The following is a 15,900-nucleotide window of genomic DNA, read 5'->3' on the forward strand; positions in this document are numbered from 1 at the left end:
TTTTTTATTTTGTACTAGCTTATAACATCGATGGACGATCTCCTACCTCAATTTCCCATAGCTTTTCAAAAAATGGTTGTCCTTTAATAATACGTTCACACAATAGCTCGTGCTTACCTGTCCATCCACTTTTTGTTTCTTCAAAAAGCTCATGCCATGCATCTTCAAAATCTAAATGTTGAATATACGAATATTTATCTGGAGACCATTCCGTATACCAATAACGAATTTCGGCGGTGTTTTTCGACGTATGTAGTTGATCTAATGCCATAAATAATAGCTGTTTCAATTGTCTTTCTTTACGAGTTAATCCTTGCATTGTTGTCGGTTCAGGAGAAAGAATATGATATCCTTTGCTGTCAGCTTTAGCTACTACATCGTATTCCTTTTCTGGCGCATTCTTAATCATGTCATAAACAAGCTGCTCTTGTCTCGGAATAAGTCTACTTTTTCGAATTGGAATTTGATAGCCCATCGTATCAATAGCCATAATTCCCTTACCGTCTGACATCACAAAACAATATTCTAGCTGTATTCTTTCATGATTTTTTCTACAAAACGCTTTTTGGTAAACTTCTTCCATTAATTCTTGTGGCACATCACTTAAGTTATTTTCAATGAATTCAAATAGTGCAGAAGAAACTTTCAATAAAGGAACTTGATCTAATAGCTCAATTCCGTCCTCTTTTCTCCACTCATGAAAGTGACAAATATTATAACCGTTTTCTTCACCTTCAAACCAATTTACCCATACATCATGGAGATATAACATGTTTTACCCCTCACTTATTGGAAACTATTTGTCAATAAGTATAGTCAGTAGTTAAAAAAAATATTCGTTATTTATCATTATTATATTGAAAGTTCACATAAACAATTTCAACTCCGAACTACCCTTTATATCATATATACCTCTTTCATTAGAGTACAAACTAATTATACTTTCAGGAAAATATTTATAATTATTCATTTACTTGATTTTGGATTAAAAGCATCTTTTAATCCTTCTCCAATAAAATTTATACAAAGTATAGTGAGCGTCAGCATGACAGCAGGCGGCATCCAAATCCACCATTTATTCGCCAAGACATCTGGACTTCTTGCTTCCTGCACCATATTCCCCCATGTTGGAATATTCATTGGAACACCAAACCCTAAATAACTTAAGCCCGTTTCTGCTACAATCATTGTCGCAACAAGCAATGTTGCTTTCACAATGATAGTCGATAGTATATTAGGCAGAATATGTTTAATAATTACGTTTAGAGAACCGCAACCAATTGATATAGCTGACATGACATACTCATTTTCTTTTTCAGCCATTACTTTGCTTCGAACAACTCTTGCAGTCCCCGTCCAACTAAGCAAACCAACAACTAAAATAAACGTACCAATCCCTGTGTCTACAAAAATTGATTTCACAACAATCACTAAAACGATAAATGGAAAAACCATCACAAAATCGGTGAAACGCATAAGTAAATAGTCAACCATTCCACCGTAATAGCCGGCAATTGCTCCGATAATCGTTCCAATTGTTATAGCAAGCAATGTAATGGAAAATGCGATATTGAGTGAGGTATGACCAGCATGTAGAAGTCTTGGCCACACTTCACGACCAGATTGATCCGTTCCTAATATATAGTGTGCAGAAGGCGCTTGGCTCATTTGTTCTAAGTGAATTTCTTCTGTTTCAACTAACGGTTTTGACAATGGCTCCGCAAATAAGCTAATACCAACGATAAAGACAAAAATAATCATGCTACTCATCGCTATAATGTTTCTTGTAAACTTTTGTCTAGCAATACTCCAAGGTGACTGCTTCATTCGTCGCTTATATTCGAGCGATGAGTTGGACTGTGATTTCATCGACCTCATGAGTTTGCCTCCTACCTTAAACGAATTCTTGGATCTACTAGCCCATATAAAATATCTGCTAACAAATTCCCTAGTAAAGTCATTACCGTTAACATCATCGTTATCGCCATCACAACAGAATAGTCCCGAGAATTAACCGATTCAATAAACAAAGAACCAATACCAGGGTACGTAAAAATATATTCAATCACCACAGCACCACCAAATAAGCCTGCAATATCAAATCCTATTAATGTCACAATCGGAATAACAGAATTACGTAAAATATGCTTATTATAAATATGCGATTCCTTCGTGCCCTTAGCTCGCGCTGTCCGCACATAATCTTGATGTGAATTCTCAATCATATCATTACGTAAAAATTGCGTATAAGAAGCAGTTGTCATGGCTCCTAGCACAATTGCAGGTAAGATTGTATGCCTTAGCTTGTCTAGTATATAGACAATTGTTCCTTGCTCATAATCCATACTAATACTCCCACTTGCCGGAACCCATTGAAGTTTAATAGCAAATATATAAATAGCGAGCAGCGCGGCGACAAAGCTAGGAATAGCAAGGGCTAAGTAATTCCACAAAGCGATACTATAATCACCCAGACTATAAGGATGCCTTCCCGAATAACGTCCCATTAAAAAAGCCAAAACATACGTAATGAATAACGAAAGAATACCTAACAAAATCGTATTTGGTAGACGAGAACCAATCAGCTCCATAACATCCATTTTATGAACAAATGACTCACCAAAGTCACCTTTTATCACCCCGCTAATCCAACGTACATATTGATCATAAATAGGATCATCTAATCCATATTTCGCTCTCGTTTCAGCTACATACGCCGGGTCTGTGTTCAAATAATCAATCTTTCCCGTCAATGCATCACCCGGCATTAATTTCGCTAATGTAAACACCACAATAGAAAGAAGAAAAAGAATAGGAATCATACCAATTATTCTTCGTAACACGAATTGAACCATATATTTATTCCCCTTACTTCTTGAAGCTTCTATTCTTCGATTGTCCATCTCCATATATTCGTAGTAATAATGCCATATGTAGCTAATGTCACATTCTTCAAACGTTTATTGATTGCCCATGCACTATAATATTGATCTAAAAAAATCATCGGAAGCTCTTCATTAATCAGCTTCTGCCATTCATAATAGACTTCTTTCCGATATTCTTTCACATCTTCATTAGGGTCCTTTGGGAATTGAAGACCTTTTGCAATTAGTTCATCTGATTTTTTATTACTCCAGCGCAAATAATTCCAATAACTATCAGACTTCCACAAACCGGTTGGATCTGGATCAACTGAAAGTCCCCAAGCACCAGCGTACACCTCAACTGATGGATCATCCTTCTCTACTGCACTATAGAATGTATTTAATTCCTTTAAACCGCCACCATTTAATTCAACAAGCAGTCCAATCTTCTTCCATGATTGAATTAAAAATTGAGCACGGACAGTGGAAGTTTCCGAACCGGACATATGATCAAGCTTAATAACAAATCGTTCCCCATTGGGATCTTCTCGATAACCATCACCATTTATATCTATATAACCCACTTCATCTAATAACGCTTTCGCTTTATCAATATCGTATTCATATGCATTGATTTGCTCATCAGGTATTTTTGCCCAAGATACTGAAGGCATTGGTGTATTAAGCACTTTACCTAAACCGTTTTTTAAATATTTCACATATGATTCTCTATCTAATGCATACGCCATTGCTTGCCGTAATTTCTTATTTTTAAATTTATTATTCGAAGATACAACTTTGTTCTTCTTCGAATCCCACTTTCCAAACTTAAATCCGATATAAGCATATGATAATGCCGGCATTACCGCTGTATCGATATTAGGCAATTTTCGAATAGACTCCCATTGATCGGCAGGTGCTTCCATTAAATCGACCTCACCATTTGCAAGCAACCCTTGAGCAATTGTTCCATCAACGATTTTGTAAATAATTCGATCTAATCCTGGTTTACCCTGATGATATTCATCATTTCGAACAAGCTCAACACTTTCTCCCGGAATAATTCTCGCCACTTTATAAGGTCCTGTACCTATCGGCATTTGTCTAACTTGCTTGGCATTTTCTAAATCTTTCGGAGATATGTCTCCATAGTAATGCTTTGGTTCAGGAGTGGACCATATATTCGAAATAACATTATTTTTCGGTTCCGTTAATGTTACTTCTACTTTGTAGGGATTAATCAAACGAATCCCTGCAATGCTCTTTGAACGCCCTTGCTTGTATTCCTTTGCCCCTTTAATCATAGATACATTAGAAAAGCGACTTCCTGGATATTCAGGATCAGCAATTAAATACCAAGCATAAATTAAATCCTCAATCGTCAGTTCTACTCCATCATGCCATTTGATACCTTTTTTTAAATTAATCGTTAACACGGTATGATCCGTTGATAATTCCCAATCTGCTAAATATGGTTCTGTTTCCAATGTATTAGGATTAACTTGAAAAACACTTTCTGTGATGAATTGTAGAACATTCGCATCATCTTCTCCTGTATAAAACACATTTGAAAACACACCTTTAAAAGGTTGTTGATAAGCGTATGTAATAACTTTCTCTCTATCATTAATAACATTACGCTTCGCTTGATTGACTTGCACTTGCGTTTCTCCACTACATGCCGAAACAAAAACAACTAAGCATAGCAGGAGCACTACTATTCGTTTCTTCATCCTCTCCCTCCATTATCATATAGATGACAAGCCACTAGTTGTCCTGGTTTGATTGCTTGTAATTTCGGTTTAGTAAGTGAACATTGAAACATAGCATGGTGACATCTTGGATGAAATGGGCACCCTGGTGGAGGATTACTAGGACTTGGTATGTCACCCTTTATCTCGATTCGGTCTTTTCTTTTTCGTGGATCCGGTTCTGGGATGGCAGATAATAATGCTTGTGTGTATGGATGAAGAGGGTTGCTATATACAGATGCTGAATCCGCCATTTCCACAATATTTCCGAGATACATAACACCAATACGATGACTCATATGCTTCACAACACTCAAATCATGAGCAATAAACAAATACGTAAGCTGATCTTCTTCTTGTAATAATTTAAGTAGATTTAAGATTTGTGATTGCACAGATACATCTAACGCAGAGACAGGTTCATCCGCTACAATTAGCTTTGGCTTTAACGCCAGCGCTCTCGCTATACCAATTCTTTGTCTTTGCCCTCCTGAAAATTCATGAGCATATTTATAATAAGCGTCTTTTGGTAGCCCTACTCGCTCTAATAATTGTAGTACTTGTTTTTTCAACTTCTGTTTATTTTTAGTTTCATAGTTTCGAATTGGCTCAGCGATTATATCCCCTACCATATGTTTAGGATTAAGCGTAGCGAATGGATCTTGAAACACCATTTGCAAATCTTTTCTTACTCGCCGGAGCTCATACCCCGTTAAGTGAGTAATGTCCTTACCGTCAAGAAATATTTTTCCTGCTGTCGGTTGGTTTAGACGTAATATTGATTTTCCAGTTGTTGATTTCCCACAACCTGATTCTCCAACTAATCCTAATGTTTCTCCTCTACGAATCGTAAAAGAAATATCATCTACAGCTTTAATAGAACGAGAAGATTGTCCAAATAATTGACCTTTGATAGGATAATAGTTTTTAAGATTACGAACATCTAGTAGAATATCTTGTTTCCTACTATCTACTATATTCATTGGTTACTCACCTCAGCCTACCGTACATTTGATTCATATAATAAACAAGCTACTTCATGACCTTGTTCAACATTACGTAATGATGGTGTACTAGTTTTACATTTCTCTAAAGCATTTGGACAGCGTGAAACGAAGCGGCAACCTTGTTGTGGCATATTTTGAAGAGAAGGTACAATTCCTTTAATAGATGATAAAACTTCAACCTCTTTAGTAAGGGAAGGCATTGCATCAAGAAGTAAAATGGTGTATGGATGCTTCGGATTATAAAACAACTGATCCACCGTTGCTCTTTCTACAATTTGACCTCCATACATTACAACCACCTCATCACACATCTCTGCTACCACCCCTAAGTCATGTGTAATAAATAAAATAGACATTTTACTTTTTGCCTGTAAATCTTTTAATAATTGCAGAATTTGAGCTTGTACAGTGACATCTAGTGCAGTAGTAGGTTCGTCTGCTATGAGGAGTTTCGGTTGACAAGCTATAGCAATCGCAATCATAACTCTTTGCCTCATCCCACCAGATAATTGATATGGGTACTCTTTCATCACCTCTTCAGCTCTACCAATACCAACCTTCTTCAATAGTTGTATACAACGTGTCTCTATATTCCTCTTAGAACTTTTCTCATGATTCATGAACACTTCTTTCAATTGATAACCAATCGTAAAAACAGGATTTAATGATGTCATTGGCTCTTGAAAAATCATCGATATCTCCTTGCCCCGAAGAGTATTCATTTCAGCTTCAGAAAATTCACCTATATTCTTCCCTTCAAAAAAAATATCACCGTTTTTGATTTTACTTCTGTCTTTTGGCAATAGTTTCATGATGGAAAGCGAGAGAACACTCTTGCCACATCCTGATTCACCTACTACACCAATGATAGTATTCGATTTTACTAGCAGCGATACTCGATTAACCGCATTATAATAAGCACCATCAATCATAAATCCAGCTTCTAAATTTTTGATTTCTAACAAATGATTCGAGGAGTGATTAGTCATGCTGTTACTCCTTTTTATCTTTTTTCTTTTTAATCTCTCGGTAGTTTTTGATTATCTCATCAGACGACAAGCGAAAAGACTTTTTTACAGAAAACGAATGTGTCTGCACATACATATCTACTAAATAATATCCCATGCAATAACCAATCATTGCGGGGTACTTCCCTTTACCAAACATGATTTGATCATGCTTTCTATCTTTTCGTGTAACTGTTAAGTTCTCTTCAAAATGAGCTTTCCAAAAGCGGTCCAGAAATTCAATCGAATACTGTTTTGTCCACGGCGCTAAATATTTTTCTCCTTTAATGGTCTGCACTGTATATTCCGCAAGCCCTTCTAATACACTAGAATCAGCAAGCGTATACGTATCGATTTTCTTCTTTTGGTTTATTAAACGACAAACATGATGGTATTCATGTACAAACAATGCTTCACGATCATCCATACTCGTCTTTGGTGATAAAAAAAGAAATAATTTGTCTGGGAATGCTAATCCTGACTTATGATGCCCATTCGAAAAAAAACTCTGCCTTTTGTGTGGAATGATAAATATCGGAATATCTGCCCCATTCCATTTTTCTCTATACAAATTAAATAGTCGCTCTATATGTGACCACACATCTTTTTCAACCAACGTTTCCAAATCACTTTCTACCTTTGAGCTAGATGTGTACATGCCAAATCCTTGAAGATACTCATATACCTGTTCTTCCGTAGTGTCACCAAAATATGGAGTTAATTTACTACATAGCTTAAGCGGGCTGTTACTATGCTCTTTTAGCCATTCACGTGTATTTTCAACCCCCATATTCTCACCTGCTCTTTTATTTTTATCGAATAGAACGCTTGCTACATTATATGTGACGATAGTACATATCATGATTAGAAACGTAAAAAAGCTAGAGAGTTTACTGTCTAATGATTGATTCACTACTCATGTTTTCGCATTCACTGCTCATAATCCACACTAATATTCCTGTATAAAAAGAAAATGTCCGAAAAATTACTTTTCGGACATTCCCTCTAACAAATTCATATATCAGCCAATTATGACTTTTTCCTTTGGATAACGATAGTGATCAGGCTCTTTTGTTCCACCTAGCATGAATATAAATGAAAGGATTCCTACTCGCCCAATAAACATTAAGACAATTATTACGATTTTACCGAACATTGATAAATCTGCTGTTATTCCTAACGATAAACCCGTCGTACCAAATGCCGAGCATACCTCGAAGACAATTTCCATAATAGAAAATGGCTCTGAAATACTTAGCAAGAAAATCCCTGTTGCACAAACTATCAGTGCAATCATCATGACCACAAGTGATTTCTTTATATCGTCCTCATGTATTTCACGCTTAAAGACTTTAATATTTTGATTACCACGTGCATAGTGAAATAGAAACAATATCGCAATAGCAAATGTAGTCGTTCGTATTCCGCCACCAACTGAACTAGGAGAAGCTCCAATGAACATTAAAGCACATAAAATGAAAAGAGTTGCATTCGTAAACTCACTTACATCCATCGTCGCAAGACCTGCATTTCTCGTTGTGACAGATTGAAATAACGCATAAAAGAAGCTCTCATGCCAACTTTTCCCGGCTAAGAAATGATAATATTCCAATGCAAGAATTGCGATTGTTCCAAGAATAATTAATAAAAAAAATGTAACAGTTGTTAGCTTTGTATATAACGAAAAATGAAATACTTGATTTTTAGATCTTTGCATTAAAAAATGCTTTAATTCAATTAAAACAGGATAGCCAATTGAGCCGAATATAATTAATGTGATATTAACTAATTGGATGAAGTAATCATGCGCATAGGGTACTAACGAACTCCCTACAATATCAAATCCTGCATTCGTTGTAGCACTAATTGACATGAATAACCCCTGTAATAAAGCTTCCGAAATTGTATGATAATTTCTCATTAAATAAAATCCTAAAATGATGGAACCAATCGCTTCGACAGTAATAAATAATATTAATACTTGTTTTAATAAGTACACTAGCCCTGAAAAAGATACTTGGTTTTGATCAGTCATAATGAGTTGACGTTCTTTAAAGCCGATTTTCTTTCTAAATATTAACCATAAAAATGTACCTAAAGTCATAATGCCGATACCACCAAATTGTAGAACAAACATTAATATAAAATAACCTGGTACACTGAAAGTCTCTGTAATATTTACAACCGATAGTCCAGTCACACTAACAGCGCTAACAGCAAGAAATATAGCATCGATTAAGGATAGTTCTACGCCATCTTGCAGTGCAATTGGCAAACGAAATAAGATGGTTGAAATCGTTACTGCTAAAAAATAATACAAAACGATAATGCGAGCGGGAGACAATTTATTCAAGATTTGTCTTGTTTTCATTATGAAATCCTTTCAAACTTGAAATGTTTATTCAACATTTTTCATAAGCAGACTATTTCTTAATCTTGCTCAAAAATTGGTTGATTCATACGCATCATAAAATAAAGACAAAGAAAGACGGACACTAAATAGTGACCGTCTTTCTTTGTCTTTATTTTTCAAACTTCTTAAAAGCAAGTGTAGCATTATGCCCACCAAAGCCTAATGAATTACTTAAAGCTGCACGAATTTCTTTTGGACGTGCTCCTGTTGATACATAATCTAAGTCACACTCTGGATCTGGTGTTTCTAGATTAATTGTAGGAGGAAGAATACTTTCTTTAATCGCTAATACCGTAAAGATTGCTTCTATTCCACCTGCTGCACCAAGTAAGTGTCCTGTCATTGATTTCGTTGAACTTACCGCTAAATCATATGCATGGTCACCGAATACTTCTTTAATTGCCATTGTTTCATATTTATCATTGTATGGCGTACTAGTACCATGAGCATTAATATAATCAATATCTTCTGGTTTAAGTCCACCATCTTCAACAGCAATCTTCATCGCACGTGCGCCACCTTCTCCGCCTGGAGCTGGAGCAGTGATATGATATGCATCACCTGTTGAACCATATCCAACCACTTCCGCATAAATGTTAGCGCCACGAGCAAGTGCATGTTCTAGTTCTTCTAATACAACAATACCAGCACCTTCTCCGATGATAAATCCATCACGGTTAGCGTCGAATGGACGGCTAGCTGTGTTTGGATCTGGATTTGTTGATAGTGCTGTATTAGCACAGAATCCTGCTACAGACATTTTCGTAATTGGAGCTTCTGTTCCTCCTGTTACCATTGCATCTGCATCGCCTCGTTGGATTACTTTAAAAGCATCTCCAATAGAGTTTGTTCCTGTTGCACAAGCTGTTACCGTACATGAGTTAACGCCTCTTGCACCTAAATAAATAGATACTTGACCAGCAGCCATATCAGGAATCATCATAGGTACAAAGAATGGACTTACACGACGATAACCTCTATTTAAGAAAGTCTCATACTGTGATTCGAACGTTTCCATTCCACCGATACCAGACCCAATCCAAACACCTACTCGATTCGCATTATCATCATTAATCTCTAATTTTGCATCTTCAACAGCCATCTTAGCTGCTGCTACCGCATAATGAGTAAAGCGATCCATTTTACGTGCTTCTTTACGGTCTACATATTCAGCAATCGAGAAATCTTTTACTTCTGCTGCTACTTTAGCAGGATATTCATCACTATTTAATCTCGTTAATGGTCCAACACCAGATACACCTTTTTTGATGTTATCCCAAGATGTTTCTACATTATTTCCCAAAGGTGTAACTGCACCAACGCCAGTTACAACAACACGCCTTTTCATTCATGTCAGCTCCTTAGTTTTTTCATTTAAATCGTTTCTACTTGCCCCATCTCAAAGCAATAGCGCCCCATGTTAAGCCGCCACCAAAGCCTACCATGATAACTAAATCGTTATCTTTCACTTTACCTGCTTCAACTTCTTCTGCTAAAGCAATTGGAATGGATGCTGCAGAGTTGTTTCCATATTTATGAATCGTTTTTGACATTTTTTCTAGAGGTAATTCTAATCTTGTTCTTGCTGCCTCCATGATGCGATAATTCGCTTGATGTGGAATTAAGAAATCAACATCTTCTTTTTGAAGACCTGCTTTCTCTAGTACATTTACACAAGATTCACCCATTTGACGAACAGCAAATTTAAATACTTCTCTACCATTCATGTAAATGTGGTCATTTTCATCTTGATATAAATACTTACCACCTGTACCATCTGCACCTAATTCAAATGATAGAATACCCTTACCATCAGATACAGGTCCCATAACAACAGCACCTGCTCCATCGCCGAATAATACAGCAGTGTTTCGATCATCCCAATTTGTGATTTTCGATAATTTTTCCACACCTACTATTAAAACATACTTATACGCATTATTCTGTATAAATTGTTGAGCTGTGATCATCCCATACATAAATCCAGCACAAGCAGCACTTATATCCATTGCTGCAGCCTTCTTCGCTCCCAATTGTTCTTGAATCATACAAGAAACAGATGGAAACGGTTGATCAGGAGTAACCGTTGCAACTAATATTAAATCAATTTCCTCCGCTTTAATATTAGCATTTTCAATAGCTTTTGAAGCCGCTGCATATGCCATATGTGATGTATCAACATCATCACTTGCTAGGCGCCTTGCTTCAATTCCTGTTCTTGTTTTAATCCATTCATCAGATGTATCCATCATTTTTTCTAAATCTTTATTTGTAACCACTTTTTCAGGTAAGTATCTTCCAATTCCAAGGATACCAGCATTCATAATCGCAGCCCCTTTTCTCTTCTATAATTTATGTGAACGTTTATTATCAAATGTTATGACTTGGTACTAATTTTACCTAATTACAGCTTTCGATGCAAGTCACTTTTTTCAATTTAATACTTTATCACATAAAAAAGAGGCTGTCCCAAAAGCGATTTTCAATCACTTTTAGGACGCCACTTATTAAAATCATTCTGCTTTTACTGGCGGATTAAATTGTTTTTCTGATTTTGAAATAACAATTGAAGCAAGGGCATTCCCCATAACGTTTACTACTGTACGTCCCATATCTAAAATACGATCAATACCAGCAATGAACGCTAATCCTTCCACTGGAATTCCGACTGTACCCAAAGTTGCTAATAAAACGACAAATGATACACCAGGAACACCTGCAATACCTTTAGATGTAATCATCAATACAAACATTAACGTAATTTGTTCGAAAATACTTAAATGAATACCATACATTTGGGCAATGAATAATGCCGCTATCGCTTGATACAATGTTGACCCATCAAGATTAAAAGAATAACCTGTTGGAATTACAAATGTTGCAATATGTTTAGGGCATCCCTCTTTCTCCATTTTATCCATAATTCTAGGTAGAACGGATTCAGAGCTTGCTGTAGAGAACGCTAAAATTAATTCTTCTTTAAGTACTTTCATCAGTTTAAAAATACTATATCCTACGACTTTTGCAATAATACCTAGGATGACTAAAATGAAGAAAATCATCGTACCATATACAGTAATTACTAGTTTACCAAGAGGTATTAATGAACTTAAACCAAATTTAGAAATTGTTACACCAATTAAACCAAATACCCCTATTGGTGCGAATTTCATAATTAAATTTGTAATATAAAACATAACTTGGGAGGTACCTGAGAAGAAATCGTATACTGGCTTCCCTTTCTCACCGATTGCTGCAATTCCAAGACCAAACATAACTGAGAAGAAAATGATTGCTAACATGTCAGCTGAAGCAATTGCTTCAAATGGGTTTGGTGGAACAATATGAACAATCATATCTATTACGGAGGTATGCCCTTCTGCCTCTGCAGTATCTACATATTTAGAAATATCACTTTGTTCAAGCTTGTCCATATTCAATCCTTCACCAGGATGGAAGATGTTAGCTGAAATTAGTCCGATTGCAATAGCTGTCAGTGTAACACAAAAGAAGTAAAGGATTGATTTACCTCCTAATTTACCTACAGCTTTTAAGTCACCAACACCTGCAATTGCAACGATAATACTTGAAATAATAATTGGAACAACAATCATTTTAATTAAATGTAAGAATATATCTCCTAATGGCTGTAAATAGGTTTGTGCTGTTTCACTACCATAGAAAATCGCACCTACAATAATACCTAATATCAAACCAATCATAATTTGTGTAGCTAAACTTAATTTCTTTTTTTTCATAGACTTTTCCCCTTTACTCTAGATGTATGTATCTCCCAAAAGATATATAAAAAAGATATTACAAAAGGCTCTTAAAAATATAATTATTATTTTAAGATTCTTTCACTTTATCTATTTCCCCCTTAACACCAACAACTTGAAACCGTTTACACCATAATTGTTTTCAATTTATCTCTTAAGAGAATAAGAATGCTAACCGCTATAAGCAATTAGCACTCTAATAACCTAAAATATAGGTAAACCTAAATGTTTTATCAGAAAATTCACTTATTATTTTAATGTGTTTTCAAACTATCCATTTACCTAAACTTGTGAATTACCTATCGATAATATACATAGGATTAATCATAATACACTTTTCTTTTTTTAATTATACTAAAAAATCAATTTATTACAAGAAATGTGTATTTTCTTTTTCAAGCATTATTTCTATATACTTTAAACTATATATTTCTATCTTTACATCTCACTTATAAATCTGTAAATAACACATAATACACTTTTCATTGAATTTTTTACTTATCTTGTTCAATCTAGTCCTTAGTAAGAAATGAATGACTTTATTTTCTTCAAAAAAAATAGCCCTAAACGTAGTTGGTACTACACACTTAGAACTTTGAAAAACCGCCCTTATTTAATTAGTCATTCAATAACAAATTTCCCTACTGACAAGAACTACGATTTGGACTTTAAAGCATCACGTTTCCCTAATTCGTATGCTTCCTCCATCACTTTAGTAAATAAGTCCATAAATATAGGTAGCATACTAAGAGAAATATCAATACCAACTGATTTCAATTTCTCCTTCCCTTCTGGAAAATGCTTCATGGCAATATTCATAAACTCCTTTTGATGACTACGTTTCATTATTCGTACTCCTCTCTGAATTCAAAGTTCATTCCATTCTTGTAACATCTTCAGCTTCTCTTCATGGTCTTTCATTGCTTGTAAGCCGCTTCTCAAGCTTGTATATGCTTGTATCATGAATGTCGGTTCACTGATCTCTTCTTGATTTTTTATTTCTGTATTGATTCCTTTCGTAAGCTGCTCTCTCCAACCATCCTGATATTCTCCTACAACATGAATCTCTTCTTTTTGTAAGGTAAGTAACCGTGTCCAATCCTTACAAAAATCATCTACATAAATAGCATGTGAAAAGCTCTGTAATTCTTGATAATCTTGTTCTGCCAGCCAAGGACCATATAATTTCCCTACATAAACCCACTGAATTATTGAATTAGTTTGCAATGTTTGTTTCCACTCATTCATTTTACTATTCATATTTTCAGGTAAAAATATAAGTATACGACTTTGAGGATGGCTACTTTGATTTAAGATAGAAACAACTTTCCCCCATAGTTCATTAGTATCTTTAGTTTCTAGATGGTCATATAAATTAACGCATATTAGATGTTCTTGCTCTAAATTCAGTTTGTCTTCGAGCGTCTTTAACGTAAAATTAGCATTCCGATTAAACAACATCGCTTTTTCATCACGGTATTCGGCCATACATTCTTCCCATTCAACACCAATAACTTCGTGACCTTGATTAAGTAGATGATTACATATATGAAAACCAAAGAAGTGATACACACCAATGACAATGTTTTTGGTCATCCATTAATCCCCCATTGTCTACAATATTTAACACATTCACTTTATTGTATGCAAGTCAAAGTAAAAAACCACACAGGAAAAATTACTGTGTGGCTCTTACTCATCATCGTATTCACTAAAGTATCGATTCATACTTATGAAAGAATCTTGTTACTTCCGTCGCTACTTTATATCGTTTTTCTGGAAGCAAATAGATGATTTCTGTTTCCGCTTGATTGCTTGATTGCACTTTTTTATATAGTTCGAACTGTTCTTTCGAATCATTGCCAAGAACATGAATAATTTTGATGGGAATGGAGGTATTAATCTGTAAATCTATAACATCATCAAAAGATGTTTCTAAATCTGTTCGGCTTGTTCCAAACGCCTTTGATACACCTTTAATAAATGGTTGATAAAACACTTTTCTCTCTTTTTCCTTCTTCCAGTTAGCTTTAAGTGACAAACACGGATTTAACAGAACAACTGAGCGAATATTTGATGATAAAGATTGCATCAGCTGTAACGCAACTAATGCTCCTTTTCCTTCAGCCAAAATATGAATTTTCTCATTTAATATTTCACTTTTCATCGTTAAATGATAGAGCGATTTAGCGAGTCCTACTGCTTTCTTACTCCCCCAATGTTCACCATAAAGGTTTGATGAAAATCCGGTATAACCTTCTTGCTGTAATTGTTCAATTATCTGTAATCTACCTGGATGGCGCAGCCAAAAACTATCATTGTTCTTGACATAATGGTGATGATCTCCAATAATGAATACCGAAAAACCACTCGGCTTCTGCGGATAATATATAATATTCCATTGTCCATCATATTGAAAGCTTCGCAGCATCATTGGCCAATCCTTTCTATTAATTCTTTCTCTTAATTATATGTAGTAAGTAGAAAATGTTACGGCGTTATGTCCAAAACAAGCGCACAAAAACTACAATATGAGACAAACTTCTCGCATTTATTTAGATAATCTTAAACTACCGAACTATAAAATTCAATATCAATAAGGAAAAAAGTGGATTTCGTTATTCTTCTTCCTATACATATGGTTAAGATTTTTATGCTATACTAATAAGTGTTACACTTATTTCTTACCTTTATCAGAATAATTAATACTTTCTTTAAATAACATCTTGAAAGTGGTAAAAGTCATTTCCTTAGGGTAATGAAATATGGTAATATATAATGTATTGACGAACATAAGAGGTGAAGAACATGCGTTTTTTAGTAACGTTTTTTTGGGTGTTCTTGTTATTACAAATGATCGTTTATGTAGTTAGCTCTATGAATGGTGCTGCTTATGACTTTAATAATGGACTAGTTCTAACTATTCCTGTTTCTATTTTAGTTTGCATCGTACCATTGCTTCTACCAAATGATCCTGTAGAACAACATCATTAATTTGTAACACTTTGACTATTATTGTAGTTAGACTACTTATAGTCAAAGCCATTAAGGTAGAAAGAGGCAAGCATACGCTTTGCCT

At 35.1% G+C, this 15,900-nt stretch carries 15 protein-coding genes; 1 reads left to right on the forward strand and 14 read right to left on the reverse strand.

The window, feature by feature from the left end; all coding sequences use genetic code 11:
* Positions 1–19 precede the first annotated feature (19 nt).
* From TX86_RS14560 to TX86_RS14625, 14 genes are all read right to left on the reverse strand, one after another.
* Positions 20–772: a YjbA family protein gene (locus tag TX86_RS14560; RefSeq protein WP_042349499.1), complete on the reverse strand. Its 753-nt coding sequence runs from the start codon at positions 770–772 to the stop codon at positions 20–22.
* A 194-nt stretch (positions 773–966) separates the two neighbouring features.
* Complete coding sequence (opp4C, locus tag TX86_RS14565) at positions 967–1,869, reverse strand: oligopeptide ABC transporter permease (protein WP_042350520.1); 903 nt, start codon at positions 1,867–1,869, stop codon at positions 967–969.
* Positions 1,870–1,889: 20 nt separating this feature from the next.
* Positions 1,890–2,855, reverse strand: coding sequence for an oligopeptide ABC transporter permease (gene opp4B / locus TX86_RS14570; RefSeq protein WP_042349501.1), 966 nt, complete (start codon positions 2,853–2,855; stop codon positions 1,890–1,892).
* A 29-nt stretch (positions 2,856–2,884) separates the two neighbouring features.
* The gene (gene opp4A / locus TX86_RS14575; RefSeq protein ID WP_042349502.1) at positions 2,885–4,597 is read right to left on the reverse strand and encodes an oligopeptide ABC transporter substrate-binding protein; all 1,713 of its coding nucleotides are present in this window, start codon (positions 4,595–4,597) and stop codon (positions 2,885–2,887) included.
* Complete coding sequence (locus TX86_RS14580) at positions 4,594–5,598, reverse strand: ABC transporter ATP-binding protein (protein ID WP_042349503.1); 1,005 nt, start codon at positions 5,596–5,598, stop codon at positions 4,594–4,596. The genes opp4A and TX86_RS14580 overlap by 4 nt, the downstream gene beginning before the upstream one ends.
* 17 nt (positions 5,599–5,615) lie before the next feature.
* The gene (locus tag TX86_RS14585) at positions 5,616–6,611 is read right to left on the reverse strand and encodes an ABC transporter ATP-binding protein (RefSeq protein WP_042349504.1); all 996 of its coding nucleotides are present in this window, start codon (positions 6,609–6,611) and stop codon (positions 5,616–5,618) included.
* A gap of 4 nt (positions 6,612–6,615) precedes the next feature.
* Complete coding sequence (locus TX86_RS14590) at positions 6,616–7,419, reverse strand: DUF2268 domain-containing putative Zn-dependent protease (RefSeq protein WP_042349505.1); 804 nt, start codon at positions 7,417–7,419, stop codon at positions 6,616–6,618.
* Between the two features lie 231 nt (positions 7,420–7,650).
* Complete coding sequence (locus tag TX86_RS14595; RefSeq protein ID WP_042349506.1) at positions 7,651–9,000, reverse strand: TrkH family potassium uptake protein; 1,350 nt, start codon at positions 8,998–9,000, stop codon at positions 7,651–7,653.
* A 151-nt stretch (positions 9,001–9,151) separates the two neighbouring features.
* Positions 9,152–10,390: a beta-ketoacyl-ACP synthase II gene (fabF, locus tag TX86_RS14600; protein WP_042349508.1), complete on the reverse strand. Its 1,239-nt coding sequence runs from the start codon at positions 10,388–10,390 to the stop codon at positions 9,152–9,154.
* A 37-nt stretch (positions 10,391–10,427) separates the two neighbouring features.
* Positions 10,428–11,366, reverse strand: a complete 939-nt coding sequence (locus TX86_RS14605; RefSeq protein WP_042349509.1) for a beta-ketoacyl-ACP synthase III — start codon at positions 11,364–11,366, stop codon at positions 10,428–10,430.
* A gap of 189 nt (positions 11,367–11,555) precedes the next feature.
* Entirely contained in the window at positions 11,556–12,800 is a 1,245-nt protein-coding gene (locus TX86_RS14610) for a cation:dicarboxylate symporter family transporter (RefSeq protein ID WP_042349510.1), read from the reverse strand.
* Positions 12,801–13,475: 675 nt separating this feature from the next.
* The gene (locus tag TX86_RS14615; protein ID WP_042349511.1) at positions 13,476–13,667 is read right to left on the reverse strand and encodes a ComZ family protein; all 192 of its coding nucleotides are present in this window, start codon (positions 13,665–13,667) and stop codon (positions 13,476–13,478) included.
* Positions 13,668–13,688: 21 nt separating this feature from the next.
* Positions 13,689–14,417: a hypothetical protein gene (locus TX86_RS14620; protein WP_042349512.1), complete on the reverse strand. Its 729-nt coding sequence runs from the start codon at positions 14,415–14,417 to the stop codon at positions 13,689–13,691.
* Positions 14,418–14,532: 115 nt separating this feature from the next.
* Entirely contained in the window at positions 14,533–15,255 is a 723-nt protein-coding gene (locus TX86_RS14625; RefSeq protein WP_042349513.1) for a hypothetical protein, read from the reverse strand.
* A 374-nt stretch (positions 15,256–15,629) separates the two neighbouring features.
* Here TX86_RS14625 and TX86_RS14630 point away from each other — a divergent pair, with 374 nt between their 5' ends.
* Positions 15,630–15,815 (forward strand): YjzD family protein, encoded by a 186-nt coding sequence (locus tag TX86_RS14630; protein ID WP_042349515.1) that lies wholly within the window; start codon positions 15,630–15,632, stop codon positions 15,813–15,815.
* Positions 15,816–15,900: the final 85 nt, after the last annotated feature.

The organism is Bacillus massiliigorillae (assembly GCF_000380245.2).
GTDB lineage: Bacteria > Bacillota > Bacilli > Bacillales > DSM-1321 > Bacillus_AD > Bacillus_AD massiliigorillae.